The following is a 16701-nucleotide window of genomic DNA, read 5'->3' as shown; positions in this document are numbered from 1 at the left end:
GAACTTCGGCTTACTTCTAACGCTCACGTCCACATTCTGCCTCACGACCCGCTATCAGTCAGCAGCCCGCTGCGCCTACCACCTGTGGCGACCAGCCCGTGTGCCGGCCGCCGCATGCAAGATCTACGTATTCGGACACACGCAGACGATGCCGCGACCGCCGAAAATCTGCACGACCTCGCCCGTACTGACGTCGCTACTCGTGCGGCTGTGCATCCGAGAGGACCGCATCGATGGCGGATCGCAGGTCGAACACCACCTTGTATCGGCGAACCGACTCCGCTCCGGTCAGCTCGATGTCGCGGCCGGTCGCGCGCCACACGTCACGGATGGAGCCATCATCGCGCACCTCGTAGCCTTCGGATTCCGCCCAGCGATCGACGTCCTGCGCACGACTGGCGAGCGCGTTCGCGACTTCACCTCGACCACGGAACGCCTGGACGTCCTTCCAGGAAACGCTCATCCGTCCTCCTTCGAGTTCAGCTCGGACAACGCGGTCGCGGACCAGTTGTCAAGCGTTGCTGAGGATCTCAGAAATAGAGACCTCCCACTACTGCTCTTGTCTGCAACCTACTCGGATACAGGCGTATGGCCAGCCAGGTCGGGGACCTTCCGCAGGCGCCATCCCGTCAGTGCTCACCGGTCGGGACGGGCAATACTCTCGACGTATTCCGCACCCCAGCGGTTCAGCTCGGACACGAAACCGCGCAGTGCCTGCCCGGTCGGGGTGAGCGAATATTCCACGCGTGGTGGGACTTCGGCAAAAGAATGTCTGTCGACGATGCCGTCTTGTTCCAGCTCGCGGAGCTGACGGGTGAGGACGCGGGGGGTTACCTCGCCGACCTTGCGGCGTAGTTCGCCGTAGCGCAGGGGCCCGTCGAGCAGGTGCTTGACGATGGTCATCTTCCAGGCGCCGCCGAGGACGGCGATGCTCACCTCGACGGGGCAGCTCCGCATCGCTCGGACGATCGGCGCCCGGACTTCCTCCGTGGTTGCCATACGCTCGATGATATCCATTTCGTCCATATGGACAAGATTGTGCATACTGCCGATCCTGACCGTTGGTTGCTAGAAACGAGAGTAAGGACGTCGAGCCAACGCGAAGGATTCCGGTGGGTATTTCCGCAGTCGATATCGAGCAGCACGCGATCCGGCGGGCGCCCCGTTTTCATCCCGCGTGGACGATCGTGGCCGTGGCGGCCCTCGCGCTCGTCGCGGCGGGGAGTTTCGCCACGATCGCGGGGCTGATCACCGAACCGCTGGTCGAGACGAAGGGGTGGAGTCGCACCGGAATCGGCGCCGCGGTGGCGGTGAACATGGTGCTCTACGGGGTGGTCGGGCCGTTCGCCGCGGCCATGATGGACCGCTACGGCATCCGCCGGGTGACGTCGTACGCACTGCTCGCGCTGATCGCGAGTTCGGTCCTCACCGCGATCTGGACTCCGTCGGTCTTCTGGTTCGTGCTGTGGTTCGGTTTCGCCATCGGGGTCGGGACCGGGTCGATCACGACGGTGTTCGCCGCGACCGTGGCGAATCGCTGGTTCTACCGCAAGATCGGTCTTGCTACCGGATTACTTACCGCGGCAAGCGTATTCGGTCAGTTTGCGATGCTGCCCCTGCTGTCTGTGTTGCTCGAGCGAGCCGACTGGCGCGCGCCTGTTCTCGCCTGCGGAGCTGTCGCGACGGCGGCCCTGCTCGGCGTCCTGCTCTTCCTGCGCGAGAGCCCCGCCGCGATCGGCGCGGTCCGCTACGGGGCGAACCCCGACACCGAGCCTGCCGACACCGATCGCCGCGTCAACCCGTTCGCCCGCACGATCACCGCCCTGCTCCGCGCCTCGCGCGACACCCGGTTCTGGGTGCTGGCCTCGATGTTCGCACTGTGCGGGGCGACCACGAACGGCCTGATGTGGAGTCACTTCACCCCTGCCGCACACGATCACGGCATGGCCGCCACGGCCGCGTCGGGCCTGCTGGCGATCATCGGCGTCGCCAACATCCTCGGCACTGTCTCCGCGGGCTGGCTCACCGACCGGATCGAACCGCGACTGCTTCTCGCCGTATTCTTTCTCGGTCGTGGTGTGTCCCTCGCTCTCCTCCCCATCCTGTTCACCAGCGGGTGGTCCCCCGACCTCGTCGTCTTCGCTGTGGTGTTCGGCGTCCTCGACGTCGCGACGGTGCCACCGACACTGACCCTGTGCCGGCACTACTTCGGCCCCGACAGCGCCCTGACGTTCGGCTGGATCAGCGTCTTCCACCAACTCGGCGCGGGCGCGATGGCCCTCACGGGCGGCCTGATCCGCGACCTCAACGGCTCCTACACTCCCCTGTGGATCACCGCCGCCCTCGCCTGTCTCACCGCCGCCGCCCTCGGCACCACCGGCTCCCGAATCAGATGAGCCCGCACCTTGCGCGCTTCCGTTCGGTCAGATGAGCGACTTCTGCCGTTTGATGCGGCTGCGCACGTCGCGCATCATCGCGTTGGTGCCGGCGAACCTGATGAACTTCGGGATGAAGCGGTTGACGAAGCCGACGAACTGGAACAGGTGCTCGAATCTGCGCTGATCCGCGGCGCTCCACTCGATCGCCATCTGCTCGCGGAAATGCTGCGGCAGAAAGCCCGCGGTCAGGAATTGCAGGAGGCTGCCGAACAACACCCGGATGGACCAGTGAATCATCCGCAGGTGCAGCAGATCGTCGATGTAGGCGCGGAATTCGTCATCGCACACCACCTGCTTGCACGCCTCGAGCCAGTACTCGTCGAACTCGGCCCGCGTCTTGGGCCACATGTCGGGGTGTACCTGGAGCGTGGTGCCGAAGGTGTCGGCGCCCTGGTAGAACGCCTCGAGTTCGTCGTCGGTCATCTTGCCGCACAGCAGTTGGTGCGTGTCCTCGAAGCCGATGTAGATCGCCGCGGCCACATACATCTGCAGGTTCCGGTCGAAGGCGTTGTACTTCACCTTCGAATCCGGCCGCGATCTGACCTGGCGGTGCGCGACATTGACCGCTTCGCGCATGGCCGACTTGTCCTCGTCGGTGCCGAGAACGGCCACCGCGAGGTAGGCGGAGGTGGTCCGCAGCCGTTTCCACGGATGCACCATGAGCGCACCGGATTCGACCGGACTCTCCATCACACCCGCCGCGACCCCCTGGTGTGCGAACTGCATCGCCACGTTCGCGGCCGCGCCCGCGAACATCCAGAAGTCCAAGGCATCGGCCAGCTGGGCGGGCCGTTTGCGTGGGGACCGGTGAGTGTCGGGAATATGGAGGCGAACCCGGTCGAGAGTCAGCGCATGCTCCGTCGCGGCGGGTTCCACCGCCGGGGTGGCCGACCGACGCCACGCGGGTCCGGCCCCTTCGTCGACGTAGGAATCACTGTGCGGGTCGACGTAATCGGGGTCGCCAGGCCTGGTTGCCGTGCTCATCGTCATCCTTTCCCAGAGATGTGCCGCGCGACCGAGTAGCCGAGGCGATGCACAGCAGCCCGACGCACCTCGCGAACGCGGTTCGGCGCCAAGGATACCTCAGCACACCCATTATGTTACCGACTATTCCTCGAATGAACAGAGAGGAAAGCGGACCCAAAATAGGGCCTACAAAGGATTGACACCGCAGCTTTGTATAACTAAGTTGATGCGCATTCACCAGCGCTACGGAGCGGGCATGCACTGCGGCGCCAGGTGGACACGACTGCCGCCGATAGGTGGCATTCCGGGAGTTCGCTTCCGGAGCGCAAGGCTCGCGGCGTGGGACGTCCAGGCCCTTTGCCCCCACTGCCGCGAGTCTTGCGCCCCATCCTTCGCACGACGCCGTCGACCGACCGCTCGCCCGTCATCGAGTCGCGGAACCTCGCGAACCGCGGCGGTACCGGCAATCAGTTCGACGCCCCCGCCGACCGCACATCGCGTCCAGCGGGGGCGTTCACCGCGCAGACTCAGAGGCGTTCGATGATCGTAGCGTTGGCCAATCCGCCTGCCTCGCACATGGTCTGGAGACCGTAGCGACCGCCGGTCTGTTCGAGATGGTTGACCATCGTCGCGAGCAAGCGGGTCCCGGAAGCGCCGAGCGGGTGCCCGAGCGCGATCGCGCCGCCACGCGGATTGACCCTGGCCGGGTCGGCGCCGAGCTCGTGTTGCCACACGAGCGGGACTGGTGCGAACGCTTCGTTCACCTCGAAGGCATCGATGTCGTCCACGGTGAGTGAGACCCGGTCGAGCGCCTTGCGCGTCGCGGGAACCACGGCGGTGAGCATGAGCGTCGGATCGTCGCCGACAACGGCGAAGGAGTGGAAGCGGGCGCGGGGGGTCAACCCCAGCTTCGCCGCCATCGCCTCGCTCATGATGAGCGCCGCGGACGCACCGTCGGTGAGCGGCGAGGAGTTGCCAGCGGTCACCGACCAGTTGATCTCCGGAAACCGGTCCAGGAGAGCGGGATCGGTGAAGGCTGGGCGCAGACCCGCCAACCCTTCGACAGTCGTCCCGGTGCGTATCGTCTCGTCGGCGACGAGTTCTCCAGCGGCAACGAGCTCGGCATCGAACCCGCCGGATGCCGCGGTGGCGGCGGCCAGCCGATGCGAGCGGGCCGCGAACTCGTCGAGGACCGCGCGGTCCAGTTTCCAACGGGCCGCGATGATCTCGGCCGCGATCCCCTGCCCGATCAGACCGGCCGGATAGCGAGCGGCGAGCGGGCCACGCAGCGAGTCCTTGCCCTGAATGTTGGAGAACATCGGCGTGCGGCTCATCGACTCGACGCCACAGGCGATCGCCACGTCGTACGCGCCGGCGAGCACACCCTGGGCGGCGAAATGCACGGCTTGCTGACTCGAACCGCACTGTCGGTCAACCGTGGTGGCAGGCACCGATTCCGGGAAGCCCGCCGCCAGCACCGCGGTCCTGCTGATGTTGTTGGCCTGTTCACCGCTCTGGGTGACACAGCCGCCGATCACGTCGTCGACAAGGGCCGGATCGATCCCGGTGCGCGCGACCAACTCTGCCAGCACACCGGCCAGCAGGGTGGCCGGATGCACCGACGACAGTCCTCCGCCGGACTTACCTCGACCCGACGGCGTACGAACCACATCGACGATGACAGCTGACATCTTGAACCTCCTGCACGGTCGCCGAGCACACGACGACATCAATCAAGTAAGTTAACTATCATTCTTACCATGGGCCATCGATAACTAGCCATATAGCCAGTGATTTAGCCTTTGTGTAGCACATATATGTTACTATCCATTCCGCAGCATCACGAGTTGGGGGCATGATGCGCGGGTCGCATCGGCACCGGAACGCACCCCTCAGCGGCGTCCGATGCCGATGCGATGCCCCCTCCGCTCGCAAGGGCCCGCGCCAACCCGCCAGTAGACGACCGGCGAGCAGGATGCCGCGGGCGCAACCTGCGACAGCGCTCGATTCGGTGCCCTATAGGCAATCCCGAATCTATGAGATATGTTACCGGTAATTCTCATCACAGCGATGAGAATGGGTAGTAACTTGATCTTCGGTGGTCGACCTCCCGAGCTCTGGAAGCCTCCACACTTCTTGCATGACTCAGGGGACGGCGATCACCCTTCGGGTCCACCCCCAAAGAACGCTCGACAACAACATCGCACCGCCAACGACGGCGGCCGGCAGGCCTGACGTCGTCCAAGGTCCCGAGGAAGGACACCGGTACCACCATGTTGCGACGGCTGGACAGGTTTCTCAGCTATGAGATGAAGGTGTCCGAATTTCTCGGCACGCTCATCATCATCGGCATCCCGTACGGACTGGTCGGGGTCGTCTGGACACTCACCCACACCAGTCATCTGCGTGACCTCCATGGGGCCGACCTGATCGTCTCGTTCCTCGGATCGATCGTGTGCTGGCCCGTACTCGTCTTCGCGAATGTGACGATGACCTGATGATGGCGCTGGTATGGGTCATCGACATCATCGTGATCATCGTCAAGATCCTCGGCGGGCGGACACAGGTCAATCCTGTTCTCCGAGTAGGCATGTGGATCGCGCTGCTCTGCGTCATCGCCTTGTGTCTGGCGGCCGTCGGCGCACTCGTCGTCCTCCTCGAACACTGGCTGAGCTCGCTCTGAGCAGCCGGGAACACAATCCCCCGCAGCAAGAAAGGATCGGTGCAGCGTGACGCCGCAACCGGCCACCGAACCGTCCGAGATCGGACGGCTCATCGACAGCGCCACCGGGCTCTGGCGACGGCATCCTCAGCAGTCGCTCGAGACTCTCGGCAGGCAGGTCCTCCTCGGTCGGGCAACGATCGCGCAGTTGTTTCTCTCTCTCGTGCAACGGCGCTTTCCGTTCCAGGAGTTCATCAAACAGTGCGCCTTCATGGCCAACGTCTCGGCGTTGCCGACCGTTTTCGTCGCGATTCCGGTCGCGGTGGTCGTCTCGATCCAGGTCGGCGCGCTGGTCAACCAAGTCGGCGCCACCACCTTCATCGGTGCGGTCGCCGGACTCGGCATCATCCGCCAGGGCGCACCGCTGGTCACCTCCCTGATGATCGCGGGCGCGGTCGGCTCGGCCATCTGCGCCGATCTGGGCTCCCGCACGATCAGGGAGGAGATCGACGCGATGAAGGTGATGGGCGTCGACCCGGTGCGCCGGCTGGTCGCCCCGCGACTGGCCGCCGCGGTACTGGTGAGCATGCTGCTGTGCGGGTTCATCGTGTTCGTCGGCTTCGCCACCGCCTACTTGTTCAATGTCTATGCCCAGCAGGGCACGCCGGGATCGTTCATCAGCTCGTTCGCCTCGTTCGCGGTGGCGAACGACCTGATGGTCGCGCTGTTCAAGGCGGCGATCTTCGGTGCGCTCACCGCGATCATCGCCTGCGATATCGGACTACACACCAAGGGCGGTCCCGGTGGTGTCGCGAACTCGGTGAACTCGGCGGTGGTCACCTCCGCCCTGATGCTGTTCGCCACCAACATCATCGTTACCCAGCTGTACAACAGCTTCTTCCCCGCGAAGGTGGTGTGAGATGGCCGCCGAGTACGTCCCGCCCGCACTGCGGCCGGTCCGCGCGATCAGCGCGACAGCCAAGATCCCTGTCCAAGCCAATCAGCGCCTCGGCCACCAGGCCATCGTGTTCTTCCAGGCCCTGATCGCCATCCCGTTCACCCTGCGTCACTACCGCAAGGAAGTAGCCCGCTTGGTCGCCGACGTCGGCTGGGGCAACGGCTCGCTCATCGTCGGCGGTGGCACCGTCGGCGTGGTCATCGTGCTGTGCGCGTTCGGCGGCATTACCGTCGGAGTCGAGTCCTACACCGCGTTGAACCTGCTCACCATGGGACCGCTGACCGGGGCCATCTCCGGCTTCGCCACCACCCGTGAGATCGCGCCGATCCTGGGCACGCTGGCCTTCGCCATCCAGTCCGGCTGCCGATTCACCGCGCAGCTCGGCTCGATGCGGATCTCCGAGGAGATCGACGCCCTGGAATCCATCGCGATCCGGCCACTGCCCTATCTGGTGACCACCCGGATGATCGCGGCGACGATCACCATCATTCCCCTCTACACACTCGGCCTCGCAGTCGCCTACATCGCGACAAAACTGTCGGTGCTCTTCCTGGGCGGTACTACCGCGGGCACCTACGACCACTACTTCTTCCAGTTCCTGCTGGGCGGGGACGTGTTCTATTCGATCTTCAAAGTAGTGGTGTTCGTCCTCATCGCGGCGTTCATCCAGTGCTACTACGGCTTTGTCGCCTCCGGGGGCCCCGAAGGCGTCGGGGTCGCGGCGGGCCGGGCCATCAAGATGGTCATCGTCGTCATGGTCTTCACCAATCTGTTTCTCACCCTTGCGATCTGGGGCATCGACCCCGGATTCCGGATCTCGGGATAGGTCGATCGAATGATTCTCGATCTCAGCGGCCGCGGCCCCAAACCCCTGCAGCTCACGCTCGCGGGACTGGCGGTGATCACCGCGTTCGCGGTCGCTCTGTATCTGCTCGCACTGCGCTACAACGGCGAGTTCGAGGACACGGTGGTGGTCGGCGCCGACCTCACCAGCACCGGCGACGGGCTACCCCAGCGTGCCGACGTGAAGTACCGCGGCATGCTGGTCGGCGCGGTCGGCTCGGTGGAGATGGTCGCCAAGGGCGAACGCCAGCACGCCACGCTGGAGCTGAAACCGGGCCTCGCGCAGACGATTCCGAACACGGTCACCGTGCGCGTCGTACCCGACAACATCTTCGGCGTCTCCTCGCTCCAGCTCGTGGACAACGGGGGGACCGCCGAGGGGCTGCGCGAGGGCGCGACCATCCGCGAGGACACCAGCGCCGCCACGATTGCGCTGCAGTCCACACTCAACACACTGCGCGATGTGCTCGCCACCATCCAGCCCGAGAAGCTCGGCCGGGTGCTGGCCACCCTGTCCGCCGCGCTCGACCCGAGCAGCCGCGTGCCGGGTTCCACGGTGGAGCGCCTGGATACCTGGCTCACCACAGTCCACCAGATCCCCGAAATCGGCCACCTGCTCGGCAATTTCGGTCAGGCGGCAACGGCACTGAGCCAGTCGGCACCGGAGCTGGTCGGCGTGCTGGCCGATTCGGTGACCTCTGCGCGCACGCTCAACGAGCACCGCACCCAGTTGGTGGAGCTGCTCACCCAGGGCAATTCCACCATCGAATCGGTCAACGCCCTGTTCGCCGCGAATCCCGATTCGGGCAAGGAATTGGTCTCCGGCCTGGACCAGCTGCTCGGTGGCATCGCCAAGGATCCCAGCGCGCTCCAGTCGACGGCGGCCAACCTCAACACGTCGTTCCGCAGGTTGCAGCAGGTGTTCAACTTCGGCCCGCGCAAACAGATGACCTGGCGCATGGACGTGACGTTCACACCCTTCCAGCAATACACCGCGAAGGACTGCCCGCACTACGGCGCAATGGCCGGGCCCCGATGCGGCGGACCGTCCGTGCCCGAAGTCGCACCGCCGCAGGAGTATCCGGCACAGATGCTGCCGAAGCGGCTCGAGTCCGCCGGACCGGCACCGGTACTGCCGATTCCCGCGCTGCCGAGCATCACCGTGCCGACGGTGCCCGGCCTGCCGACGATTCCGGGTCTGCCCGCCATTCCGGGTCTGCCCGCCATCCCGGGGATCACCGCGCCCGCCGCATCCCACGATCCCGCGCCCGCCGCCACCCCGGCGGCGCAGCCTCGGCTGAGCGGCGTCGCCGCGGTGTCGGCGCTGGTCGGCGGTACACCGACGTTCAGCCAGCTGCTGCTGCTCGGGTCGATCCTGGGCAACATTCCCATCGTCCCCGACACCGAAGGTGGTGTCCAACAGTGAAATCCACCAAAGCGCTCCTCGGGTTCAGCTTCTTCGCCGTACTGGCGACGTTGCTCACCTACACGATCTGGTCGACCCTGCAACGCAGTGTCCCCGGCAATACGACGAGCTACTCGGCGGTCTTCACCGATGTCCTCGGATTGCGCATCGGCGACGACGTCCGGATGGCGGGTGTGCGGGTCGGCCGGATCGACAAGATCGACTTCACCGATAACTACATCGCCAAGGTCGACTTCCAGATCGAGTCGCGCCAGCACCTGACCGACACCACCAAAGCCCTGGTGCGATACCAGAATCTGATCGGTCAGCGCTACCTGGCGCTGGCGCCCGGCACCGGCGAGGGCACCGTTGTCCCCGCCGGTTCACAGATCCCGCTCGAGCGGACCGAGCCGTCGTTCGATGTCTCGGCGCTGCTGTCCGGATTCGAGCCGCTGTTCAGTGTGCTGCAACCCGACCAGATCAATTCGCTGTCGGAAACCCTCATTCAGGCACTGCAAGGCAACGAGGTGTCGCTGGCCGCGCTGATCACCCAGGCCGCCCAGTTGGCCAGCACGTTCGGTGAACGCGATCAGATCATCGGCGATGTGCTGAGCAATCTCAGCTCGGTGATGGCCGGTCTGGCCAACCGCAGCGATGAGCTGGAGACCCTGATCACCCAGACTCGCAGTTTGATGGAAGGGCTCTACACCGAGGGCGAATCGTTGAAGAGTTCGGTCGAACGGGTGGCGGGAGCGACGAACGGATTGGTCTCGCTCATCGAGCAGGTCAAGCCCGGCTTGGCCGACGCCCAACGCAACGCGACCACAGGCGTGATGATGCTGCTCTACAACGGCGCCGCGCTCGATCGCGCTGCGGTCGAATTCCCGGACTTCCTCAACGGCGTCGCCAGGTTCACCCAATACGGGACCTACGGCAATGCCTACATCTGCCGCCTCGACGTCTCCCTGTGGGGCGTTCTCCTGCCCGAGGGCTTGTTCTCCCAGGTCGGCGGCACCTCACAATCGGAAGTGTGCCGATGATCAAACCACGCGTTCCAGCATTTCTGCGGCACAACCGGCACCTGCGGCTCGGCCTGATCGCGGCCCTCGCGGTGCTGGTGTTGCTCGGCGGTTCGAATCTGCTCAACCAGGTCCAGCTCGGCGACAAGACCGTGCACGCCGAGTTCGCCCAGGCCGCGGGCCTTCGGCCCGGCGCGACGGTCGATGTCTCCGGCATCGAGGTCGGTGAGGTCCAGGCGGTGAAACTGGTCAACGATCGGGTGGAGGTGGCACTGCGGATCCGCAAGGACATCCGCCTCGGCGCCAACGCCCACGCGGCGATCAAGATGTCGACCATCCTCGGCAGGCTGCACATCGTGCTGCGGCCCGGTGACGGAAAAGAGCTGCCCGACAACCGGATCCGGCTCGACAGCACCGAGGTGCCGTACAACTTGAGCAAGGTTATCCAGGACCCGAAGTACACCTCCTCGTTCGAGCGGATCGAACGGATCGACCCGAACAAACTGCGCACCGCGCTCGATGTGTTCAGCGCCCAGCTGGGCGATTCACCCGCCATGGCGGTGCAGGCCCTCGACAGCATCGGCTCACTCGCCCAGGTGATCAACAGCAGGCGCGACGAGGTCGACACACTGCTGAAGAGCATGGATCAGGTCTCGCAACTGGTCTCGGACAACCGCAACAGTGTGTTGGTGCTGCTCACCAGGGGCGAAGCGATCGGGGCGGCGGTGCAGAAGCGTCAGACCCTGCTCACCCAGCTGCTCGACAACGTCGCCGACATGTCGAGGCTGCTGCAGGACATGGGCATCGAGAACAACGGTGAACTCGGACCGCTGATCGCCAACCTCAACACGATGGCCGACGGCCTGACCAAGAACAAGGAGAACCTGGACCGGATCTACGAGTACGCCCCGGTCACGTTGCGCCAGTTCAACAATCTGCTCGGCAACGGTCCCTACGGCGAGATCTGGGCACCGTGGATCCTTCCGGACAACTGGCTGTGCTTCGCACAGGCCGTACAGGGGTGCAACTGATGAGGACCGAACGCACGAGCAAGCTGGCGGCGCTCTGCTTGGCCGCGACCCTCGCCTCGGGCTGCGCCCTGCTGCCCGACAGCCTGACCGGACTGGGTAACCAGGTGCTCGGCGAGCAGAAGCGCATCAGCGCCGACTTCGAGAACGTGGCCGGACTGTATGCGGGCAACGAGGTCTCGGTACTCGGGGTGCCGGTCGGAGTCGTCGATTCGGTGACACCGCGCGGCAGCTACGTCGAGGTGGTGATGTCGGTCGACCGCGACGTGCGCATTCCCGCCGAAGCGATGGCGGCGCTGGTGTCGCCGCAGCTGATCACCAACCGCCATGTCGAGCTCGCTCCGGCCTATACCGGCGCAGGACCCGAGCTGGCCGACGGCGCGCATCTTCCGCTGGAGCGCACCAGGACACCGGTCGAGCTGGACCGGATCCTGGCCAACTTCGATCAGCTGGGCGAGGCGCTCAAGGGCGACAGCCAGAGCGGGCCCATGGCGAGCCGGGTGCTCTTCCCACTGCTCGACGGCAACGGCGACCGGCTGCGCGAAACGCTCGACCAACTGTCGGCGGCCTTCGAGCTGACTTTCGCCAACAAGGATCAGATCGCCAACACCATCATCGAACTCGGTGAGATCACCCAGATCGTCGCCGACAACGATCAGACCGTCCGCGATTTCAGCGGTCGCATCACCGAATTGGTCGCGTTGTTCGGGCAGCAGTCCCCCGGTCTGCAGGCGGTGCTGACCCAGCTCGACGACTTCATCACCAATACCTCCTCGGTGGTCGGCCAGAATCAGGATCAGCTCGCGGGCGCGCTCACCAAGTTCGTCGCGATCGCCGCCCAGATGCGGGCCAATGCCCGCAATCTGACCGAGATCATCGACGTCGGTCCGCTGATGTTCCAGAACTTCGACAATGCGATCAGCCGGGAACACCAGGCGCTGCGCCTGCACGGTCTGCTCGACAAGATCGTGCTCGACAGCGAGGTGGTCTCGCTGTTCTGCGAGCGCGTGCAGATGCGGCTGGACGGTTGCCGCACCGGCAAGATTTCCGATATGGGCCCGGACTTCGGGTTGACCGCCGCGCTGTTGGGACTGACGAAATGACTGTGCGCACCACGTTGGCCGCGGCCTTCTGCGCCGCCGCCGTGGCCGCATCGAGCAGCGGCTGCTCGATGACCGTGGCCGAACTGCCGATGCCCGAACCGGGCATCGGCGGGCCCGGCTATACCCTGCACGCCACATTCCGCGACGCGCTCAATCTGCCCGATCGCGCCCACGTCAAGATCGGCGGCACCGATATCGGTGTCGTCACCGGAATTTCGACGACCGCGTTCCTCGCCGATGTCGAGATGCTGATCCGCACCGACATCCAGCTGCCGCAGGGCACCACCGTGGAGCTGCGCCAGGCGACACCCCTCGGTGACATCTTCGTCGCCATGACCCTGCCCAGTGCCGAGGCCGCCGGGCCACCGCTGCGTGCGGGCGCGACCATCGGCGCCGAGCACACCGCATCGGCCGCCTCGGTCGAGCAGTTGATGATGTCGGTGTCGATGCTGATCAACGGCGGCGGACTCAATCAGGCGGCCAAGGTCACCTCCGAGCTCAATTCCATCTTCGCGGGCAAGGCGCCCCAATTGCAGCACCTGATCGGGGAGATGACCTCGGTCATCAGCGCGCTCAACGCACGCACCGGCGACCTCGACGCGACACTCGCCGGGTTGTCGGTACTGACCGGCGAATTGGCGCGGCGCAAAGCCGAACTCGGCGCCGCGGCCGACAGCTTCCCGCAATTGATCGGACTGTTCGCCGAGAACAACCAGGCCATCGTCGAGCTGATCAACAGGGTGGCCGTGACGATGGACGCCCTCGGCGACTTCAGCGCCACGAACGGGCCGCAGTTCGTCAGCCTGTTCCAGAGCATCCAGAATCTGATGTCCGGGTTCGCGCAGATGGGCGATGACCTGACCGGCACGCTCGAGGGCTTCCACAGCGTCTATCCCTCGGTGATGGACAGCATGCAGGGGCCGACCCTGGCGGTCGGAGCGATCCTGTCCTACCTCGATATCGGTGCGATCACCGATCCGGCCGGCAGCCGCTGGCCCGACGGCACCGATGTGCCGGCGTTCCTCGGCAGCATCACCGACGTGATCGCCAAGGTGACCGGCCGCCTCACCAGCACACCGCAGCAGCCGACCCACGAGGGGCCCCGATGAATTCACCGTTGTGGGAGTGGCTGGTTCGCCGTCGCATCGCGGTAGCCAATGCCGGCCTGGTCGTCGTCCTGGTGCTGGGCAGCCTCTACCTGGGCGGCGCCGTGCTACGGATCGACCCGACGAGTTCGCGCTACGTTGTCACCGTCGAACTGGCCATCTCGGGTGGGCTCACCGCGGGCAGCGACGTGACATTCCGTGGCGTTCGGGTCGGCCGGGTCGATGACGTGCGGGTCGCCGGCGACGGGGTCGCGGCGGTAGCCGAGATCGAGGAGGGCACCCGGATTCCGGTCGGCGGCACAGTCGCCGTCGCCCGATTGTCGGCCGCGGGCGAGCAGTACCTGGATTTCCGCCCCGATACCGACACCGGACCCTTTCTGCGCGACGGCTCCGTCATCGCCCGGGCGGACACCGCCGTGCCCGTGCAGGTGCAGTCGGTTCTGGCGAACATGACGGGCCTGGTCGGCGGATTGAACCCCGACCGCCTCAATGTCATCGTCAACGAACTCGACAAAGCGCTCGCGGGCGGACCGGACGGCTTGCGCAACATGATCTCCGGGATCAGTCGTGCGATGGCGGGGCTCACCGATCTGCTTCCGCAGACCGAGCAGCTGCTGCGCAATCTGGAAGTCATCGCCGCGACGACCGCGCACGCGCAACCCGACCTCGGCACCCTCACCAACGCGGGTAGCGCCCTGTTCCAGCAGTTCTCCGCCGCCGACGCCGAATTGCGGCATCTGCTCCAAGAGGGGCCGGGTCAGCTGGCGACGCTCGGGGGCTTCATCTCCCGCACCCACGACCCGATCACGGACCTGGTGACGAACTTCGTGGCGATCACCCGGGCGGCCAAATTGCGTCAACCCGCGATCGAGCTGCTGTTTCCCACCTTGAGTCGCTTCTCCGAGGCGGTCGGGATCCCCGCCCACGACAACGCCTTCTTCACCCTCGTGGATCCGTGGCCGCGACCGACCTGCGACTACGACACTGTTCCGATCCTGCCGACACAGGCCACCGCCGATACCAGGGTGCGCCTCTACAACTACTGCGTCACCGATAACCCAGCGCTGCAGGTCCGTGGGTCGGCGAACGCACCACGACCCGCCGGCCCCGACAACGGTGCGGGACCGCCGCCCGGTGTGACCGGTGACGAACTGTCCCAGCCCTCGGTGCCCGCACCAAGATAAGGAGCACGAAAAGCAATGACCAACGACGAAACATCCACCAGCACAGCACCATCGGAAGGGCTCGCGGACACAGTCGATGCGAAGACGGCCACCGAGGCCAAGTGGTGGGCGATGGACCGCAGAACTCTCGGCCTGCGCGGTGCCACCGCGATCGTCCTCGGCGCCTCGGTGGCGACCTCGGTGTTCCTGTTCGTGGAGAACAAGAACAGCACCGATCTCCTCGCGGCCCAACAGCAGGCCCGCGAGGCCGCGTGCCACTACGCGCCGGCCTTGGCCGACTACGACAGCAAGAGCCTCGACACCTACTTCAAGGCTGTCCTCGCGGGCGCGACGGGTGACTGGAAGAAACAGTTCGAATCCACCAGCACCGAGCTGCGCGACGCCCTCACCCAGGGTGAGGTCATCTCGAAGGTGACCGATACCCAGTGCGCGCTGCGCTCCGGCGACGAGAACTCCGCTGAGGCGATCGTGGTGATCGGAACGACCATCTCGAGCCTGGGTACCGAGCACAAGCCCAAGCCGAGTCAGCTGTCGATGGTGTTCAACCTGCACAATGACGACGGCCGCTGGCTCGTCGAGAAGGTGAACTCCCCGTTGACCTCGCCTCCCGCCCCATGACGCGGTCCGGCGGATCGACCTCACGCCGCCAGGCGATAGCATGACAGGCAAGATCATCGGGAACTCACTGTCCCCGCGCGGAACAAAGGGTAAGACGACGAGCAGCCAGGCAGACGAATCCCCCGCGGATGCGCCGACTCGCCAAGTCAGGCGCAGGCCGAAGAATCGTCGTGCCCAGATCGCGGCAGAATCGGCCGCCGCCTTCGGCGCGCACGGATACCACGGTGTCAGCATGGACGACATCGCACGGCGCCTCGACATCAGTTCCACCGCGCTGTATCGGCACTTTCCGAGCAAATACGCACTGTTCCGGGAGGAACTTCTGCGATTGTCCGGGATCGCTGTCGGCGCGGTCGAGTTGCCCGCCGAGGCCGCCGACTGGGAGCCGCGCCGGCGCGTCGATCATGTGCTCGACGCCATCATCGGCTTGACCATCGCCAATCGGCCGACCGTGGCGCTGGCTCGCTGGGAGCGCCGCTATCTCGAGCCGGCCGATCTTCAGGAGTTCACCGATCAATTCGCCGCGGCGATCGCCACGCTGCGCAAGCTGATCGGCGAGGTACGACCCGAGTTGGACGGTCGAGACCGGGCGGTTCGCGCAGTCTCGATCTTTGCCGTGGCGAGCAGCATCGGCGACCACCACGCCACCATTCCGGTGAAGGCCCTCGCCCGGCTGCTCCATGCGACCAGCTGGACGTTGATCGACGCTGATCTCAGCGGACACGACAGCACGAAGACTGCCGGTTCGAGGGGCGAGCAACCGCAGCCGTTCAAACATGATCTGCTGCTGGGCAAGGCTGTCGAGCTGTTCCACGAGCGCGGCTATCCGAATGTCAGCATGGAAGATATCGCCGCCGCCGCGGATCTGTCGGCCGCATCGGCGGTGTACCGCTACTACCGCAGCAAGAGCGACCTGTTGGTAGCCGCGTTCCGGCGTGCCGCCGACCGGGTATCGGGAGCGATCGCGCCCGCGACAGCCGCCGCGGACACTCCGGCCGAAGCACTCGGCACACTGATCGAGCTCTATGTCTCCGGCTCGTTCGCCGAGCGCGCGCTGACCTTCGTCTACTACGCCGAGTTCAGCCATGTAGACCAACCCGATCAGGTGACCCTGCGCCATCTCCAGCAGCTGATCATCACCGAATGGGCGAAGTTGGTGGTGGAAGCGAGGCCGGACCTGTCCATCGGCGAGGCCCGGATCCTCGTGCACGCGGCCTTCAGCCTCGTGGTCGACCTCGGGCGCACCTTCGGTGACCATGGAATCAGTCCGCAGGAGACGGTGATCCGTTTGCTGGAGACCATTCTGCTCGGTCAGCCCCTGCCACGGTAGGCAGCGAGCGACTCGCGCCGCAATCGACAGGGGCGTCCGAC

17 protein-coding genes are annotated in these 16701 nt (G+C 65.5%); 13 read left to right on the top strand and 4 right to left on the bottom strand.

What is annotated here, in order from left to right:
- Positions 1-196: 196 nt before the first annotated feature.
- Positions 197-463 (bottom strand): hypothetical protein, encoded by a 267-nt coding sequence (locus tag ACWGCN_RS16785; RefSeq protein ID WP_378989849.1) that lies wholly within the window; start codon positions 461-463, stop codon positions 197-199.
- A gap of 173 nt (positions 464-636) precedes the next feature.
- Positions 637-999, bottom strand: a complete 363-nt coding sequence (locus tag ACWGCN_RS16780; protein ID WP_452458499.1) for a winged helix-turn-helix transcriptional regulator — start codon at positions 997-999, stop codon at positions 637-639.
- 113 nt (positions 1000-1112) lie between these two features.
- Here ACWGCN_RS16780 and ACWGCN_RS16775 point away from each other — a divergent pair, with 113 nt between their 5' ends.
- Positions 1113-2396 carry an MFS transporter gene (locus ACWGCN_RS16775; protein WP_452458500.1) on the top strand — a complete coding sequence of 428 codons (1284 nt, stop codon included), beginning with the start codon at positions 1113-1115 and terminating at the stop codon, positions 2394-2396.
- Between the two features lie 27 nt (positions 2397-2423).
- Here ACWGCN_RS16775 and ACWGCN_RS16770 read toward each other — a convergent pair whose 3' ends face one another.
- The gene (locus ACWGCN_RS16770; protein ID WP_452458501.1) at positions 2424-3422 is read right to left on the bottom strand and encodes an oxygenase MpaB family protein; all 999 of its coding nucleotides are present in this window, start codon (positions 3420-3422) and stop codon (positions 2424-2426) included.
- 509 nt (positions 3423-3931) lie between these two features.
- The gene (locus ACWGCN_RS16765; RefSeq protein WP_452458502.1) at positions 3932-5095 is read right to left on the bottom strand and encodes a thiolase family protein; all 1164 of its coding nucleotides are present in this window, start codon (positions 5093-5095) and stop codon (positions 3932-3934) included.
- 582 nt (positions 5096-5677) lie between these two features.
- On the opposite strand from ACWGCN_RS16765, the gene ACWGCN_RS16760 reads away from it, so the two are divergent.
- Genes ACWGCN_RS16760 through ACWGCN_RS16705 form a run of 12 tightly spaced genes read left to right on the top strand, consistent with a single transcriptional unit; the run spans position 5678 to position 16660 of the window.
- The gene (locus ACWGCN_RS16760) at positions 5678-5902 is read left to right on the top strand and encodes a hypothetical protein (RefSeq protein WP_452458503.1); all 225 of its coding nucleotides are present in this window, start codon (positions 5678-5680) and stop codon (positions 5900-5902) included.
- The gene (locus ACWGCN_RS16755; RefSeq protein ID WP_378630924.1) at positions 5902-6087 is read left to right on the top strand and encodes a hypothetical protein; all 186 of its coding nucleotides are present in this window, start codon (positions 5902-5904) and stop codon (positions 6085-6087) included. The genes ACWGCN_RS16760 and ACWGCN_RS16755 overlap by 1 nt, the downstream gene beginning before the upstream one ends.
- Positions 6088-6133: 46 nt before the next feature.
- A complete protein-coding gene (locus tag ACWGCN_RS16750) occupies positions 6134-6985 on the top strand; it encodes an MlaE family ABC transporter permease (protein WP_378989843.1) in 852 nt (283 codons plus the stop codon).
- Position 6986: 1 nt separating this feature from the next.
- Positions 6987-7850 (top strand): ABC transporter permease, encoded by an 864-nt coding sequence (locus ACWGCN_RS16745; protein WP_378989842.1) that lies wholly within the window; start codon positions 6987-6989, stop codon positions 7848-7850.
- 9 nt (positions 7851-7859) lie between these two features.
- Positions 7860-9293 (top strand): MCE family protein, encoded by a 1434-nt coding sequence (locus ACWGCN_RS16740; RefSeq protein WP_452458504.1) that lies wholly within the window; start codon positions 7860-7862, stop codon positions 9291-9293.
- Complete coding sequence (locus ACWGCN_RS16735; RefSeq protein ID WP_378989840.1) at positions 9290-10312, top strand: MCE family protein; 1023 nt, start codon at positions 9290-9292, stop codon at positions 10310-10312. Before ACWGCN_RS16740 ends, ACWGCN_RS16735 begins: the two co-directional genes overlap by 4 nt.
- A complete protein-coding gene (locus ACWGCN_RS16730; RefSeq protein WP_387447301.1) occupies positions 10309-11322 on the top strand; it encodes an MlaD family protein in 1014 nt (337 codons plus the stop codon). The genes ACWGCN_RS16735 and ACWGCN_RS16730 overlap by 4 nt, the downstream gene beginning before the upstream one ends.
- A complete protein-coding gene (locus ACWGCN_RS16725; RefSeq protein ID WP_387447300.1) occupies positions 11322-12422 on the top strand; it encodes an MCE family protein in 1101 nt (366 codons plus the stop codon). Before ACWGCN_RS16730 ends, ACWGCN_RS16725 begins: the two co-directional genes overlap by 1 nt.
- The gene (locus tag ACWGCN_RS16720; RefSeq protein WP_452458505.1) at positions 12419-13531 is read left to right on the top strand and encodes an MCE family protein; all 1113 of its coding nucleotides are present in this window, start codon (positions 12419-12421) and stop codon (positions 13529-13531) included. The genes ACWGCN_RS16725 and ACWGCN_RS16720 overlap by 4 nt, the downstream gene beginning before the upstream one ends.
- Positions 13528-14712: an MCE family protein gene (locus ACWGCN_RS16715; RefSeq protein ID WP_387447299.1), complete on the top strand. Its 1185-nt coding sequence runs from the start codon at positions 13528-13530 to the stop codon at positions 14710-14712. Before ACWGCN_RS16720 ends, ACWGCN_RS16715 begins: the two co-directional genes overlap by 4 nt.
- 15 nt (positions 14713-14727) lie before the next feature.
- Positions 14728-15330, top strand: a complete 603-nt coding sequence (locus ACWGCN_RS16710) for a hypothetical protein (protein ID WP_452458506.1) — start codon at positions 14728-14730, stop codon at positions 15328-15330.
- Positions 15331-15370: 40 nt separating this feature from the next.
- Positions 15371-16660 (top strand): TetR/AcrR family transcriptional regulator, encoded by a 1290-nt coding sequence (locus tag ACWGCN_RS16705; RefSeq protein WP_378989834.1) that lies wholly within the window; start codon positions 15371-15373, stop codon positions 16658-16660.
- The last annotated feature ends 41 nt before the right edge of the window (positions 16661-16701 follow it).

The sequence above is a fragment of the Nocardia sp. NPDC055050 genome (assembly GCF_053608345.1).
Note: the sequence above shows the minus strand (reverse complement) of the source record. Positions and strands in the feature narration are given on the sequence as shown.

What these genes read in the sequence shown, in the direction of transcription:
- ACWGCN_RS16785 (WP_378989849.1), bottom strand. Translation starts at nt 463, where the DNA reads ATGAGCGTTTCCTGGAAGGACGTCCAGGCGTTCCGTGGTCGAGGTGAA.
- ACWGCN_RS16780 (WP_452458499.1), bottom strand. Translation starts at nt 999, where the DNA reads ATGGCAACCACGGAGGAAGTCCGGGCGCCGATCGTCCGAGCGATGCGG.
- ACWGCN_RS16770 (WP_452458501.1), bottom strand. Translation starts at nt 3,422, where the DNA reads ATGAGCACGGCAACCAGGCCTGGCGACCCCGATTACGTCGACCCGCAC.
- ACWGCN_RS16765 (WP_452458502.1), bottom strand. Translation starts at nt 5,095, where the DNA reads ATGTCAGCTGTCATCGTCGATGTGGTTCGTACGCCGTCGGGTCGAGGT.
- ACWGCN_RS16760 (WP_452458503.1), top strand. Translation starts at nt 5,678, where the DNA reads ATGTTGCGACGGCTGGACAGGTTTCTCAGCTATGAGATGAAGGTGTCC.
- ACWGCN_RS16755 (WP_378630924.1), top strand. Translation starts at nt 5,902, where the DNA reads ATGATGGCGCTGGTATGGGTCATCGACATCATCGTGATCATCGTCAAG.
- ACWGCN_RS16745 (WP_378989842.1), top strand. Translation starts at nt 6,987, where the DNA reads ATGGCCGCCGAGTACGTCCCGCCCGCACTGCGGCCGGTCCGCGCGATC.
- ACWGCN_RS16740 (WP_452458504.1), top strand. Translation starts at nt 7,860, where the DNA reads ATGATTCTCGATCTCAGCGGCCGCGGCCCCAAACCCCTGCAGCTCACG.
- ACWGCN_RS16730 (WP_387447301.1), top strand. Translation starts at nt 10,309, where the DNA reads ATGATCAAACCACGCGTTCCAGCATTTCTGCGGCACAACCGGCACCTG.
- ACWGCN_RS16725 (WP_387447300.1), top strand. Translation starts at nt 11,322, where the DNA reads ATGAGGACCGAACGCACGAGCAAGCTGGCGGCGCTCTGCTTGGCCGCG.
- ACWGCN_RS16720 (WP_452458505.1), top strand. Translation starts at nt 12,419, where the DNA reads ATGACTGTGCGCACCACGTTGGCCGCGGCCTTCTGCGCCGCCGCCGTG.
- ACWGCN_RS16715 (WP_387447299.1), top strand. Translation starts at nt 13,528, where the DNA reads ATGAATTCACCGTTGTGGGAGTGGCTGGTTCGCCGTCGCATCGCGGTA.
- ACWGCN_RS16710 (WP_452458506.1), top strand. Translation starts at nt 14,728, where the DNA reads ATGACCAACGACGAAACATCCACCAGCACAGCACCATCGGAAGGGCTC.
- ACWGCN_RS16705 (WP_378989834.1), top strand. Translation starts at nt 15,371, where the DNA reads ATGACAGGCAAGATCATCGGGAACTCACTGTCCCCGCGCGGAACAAAG.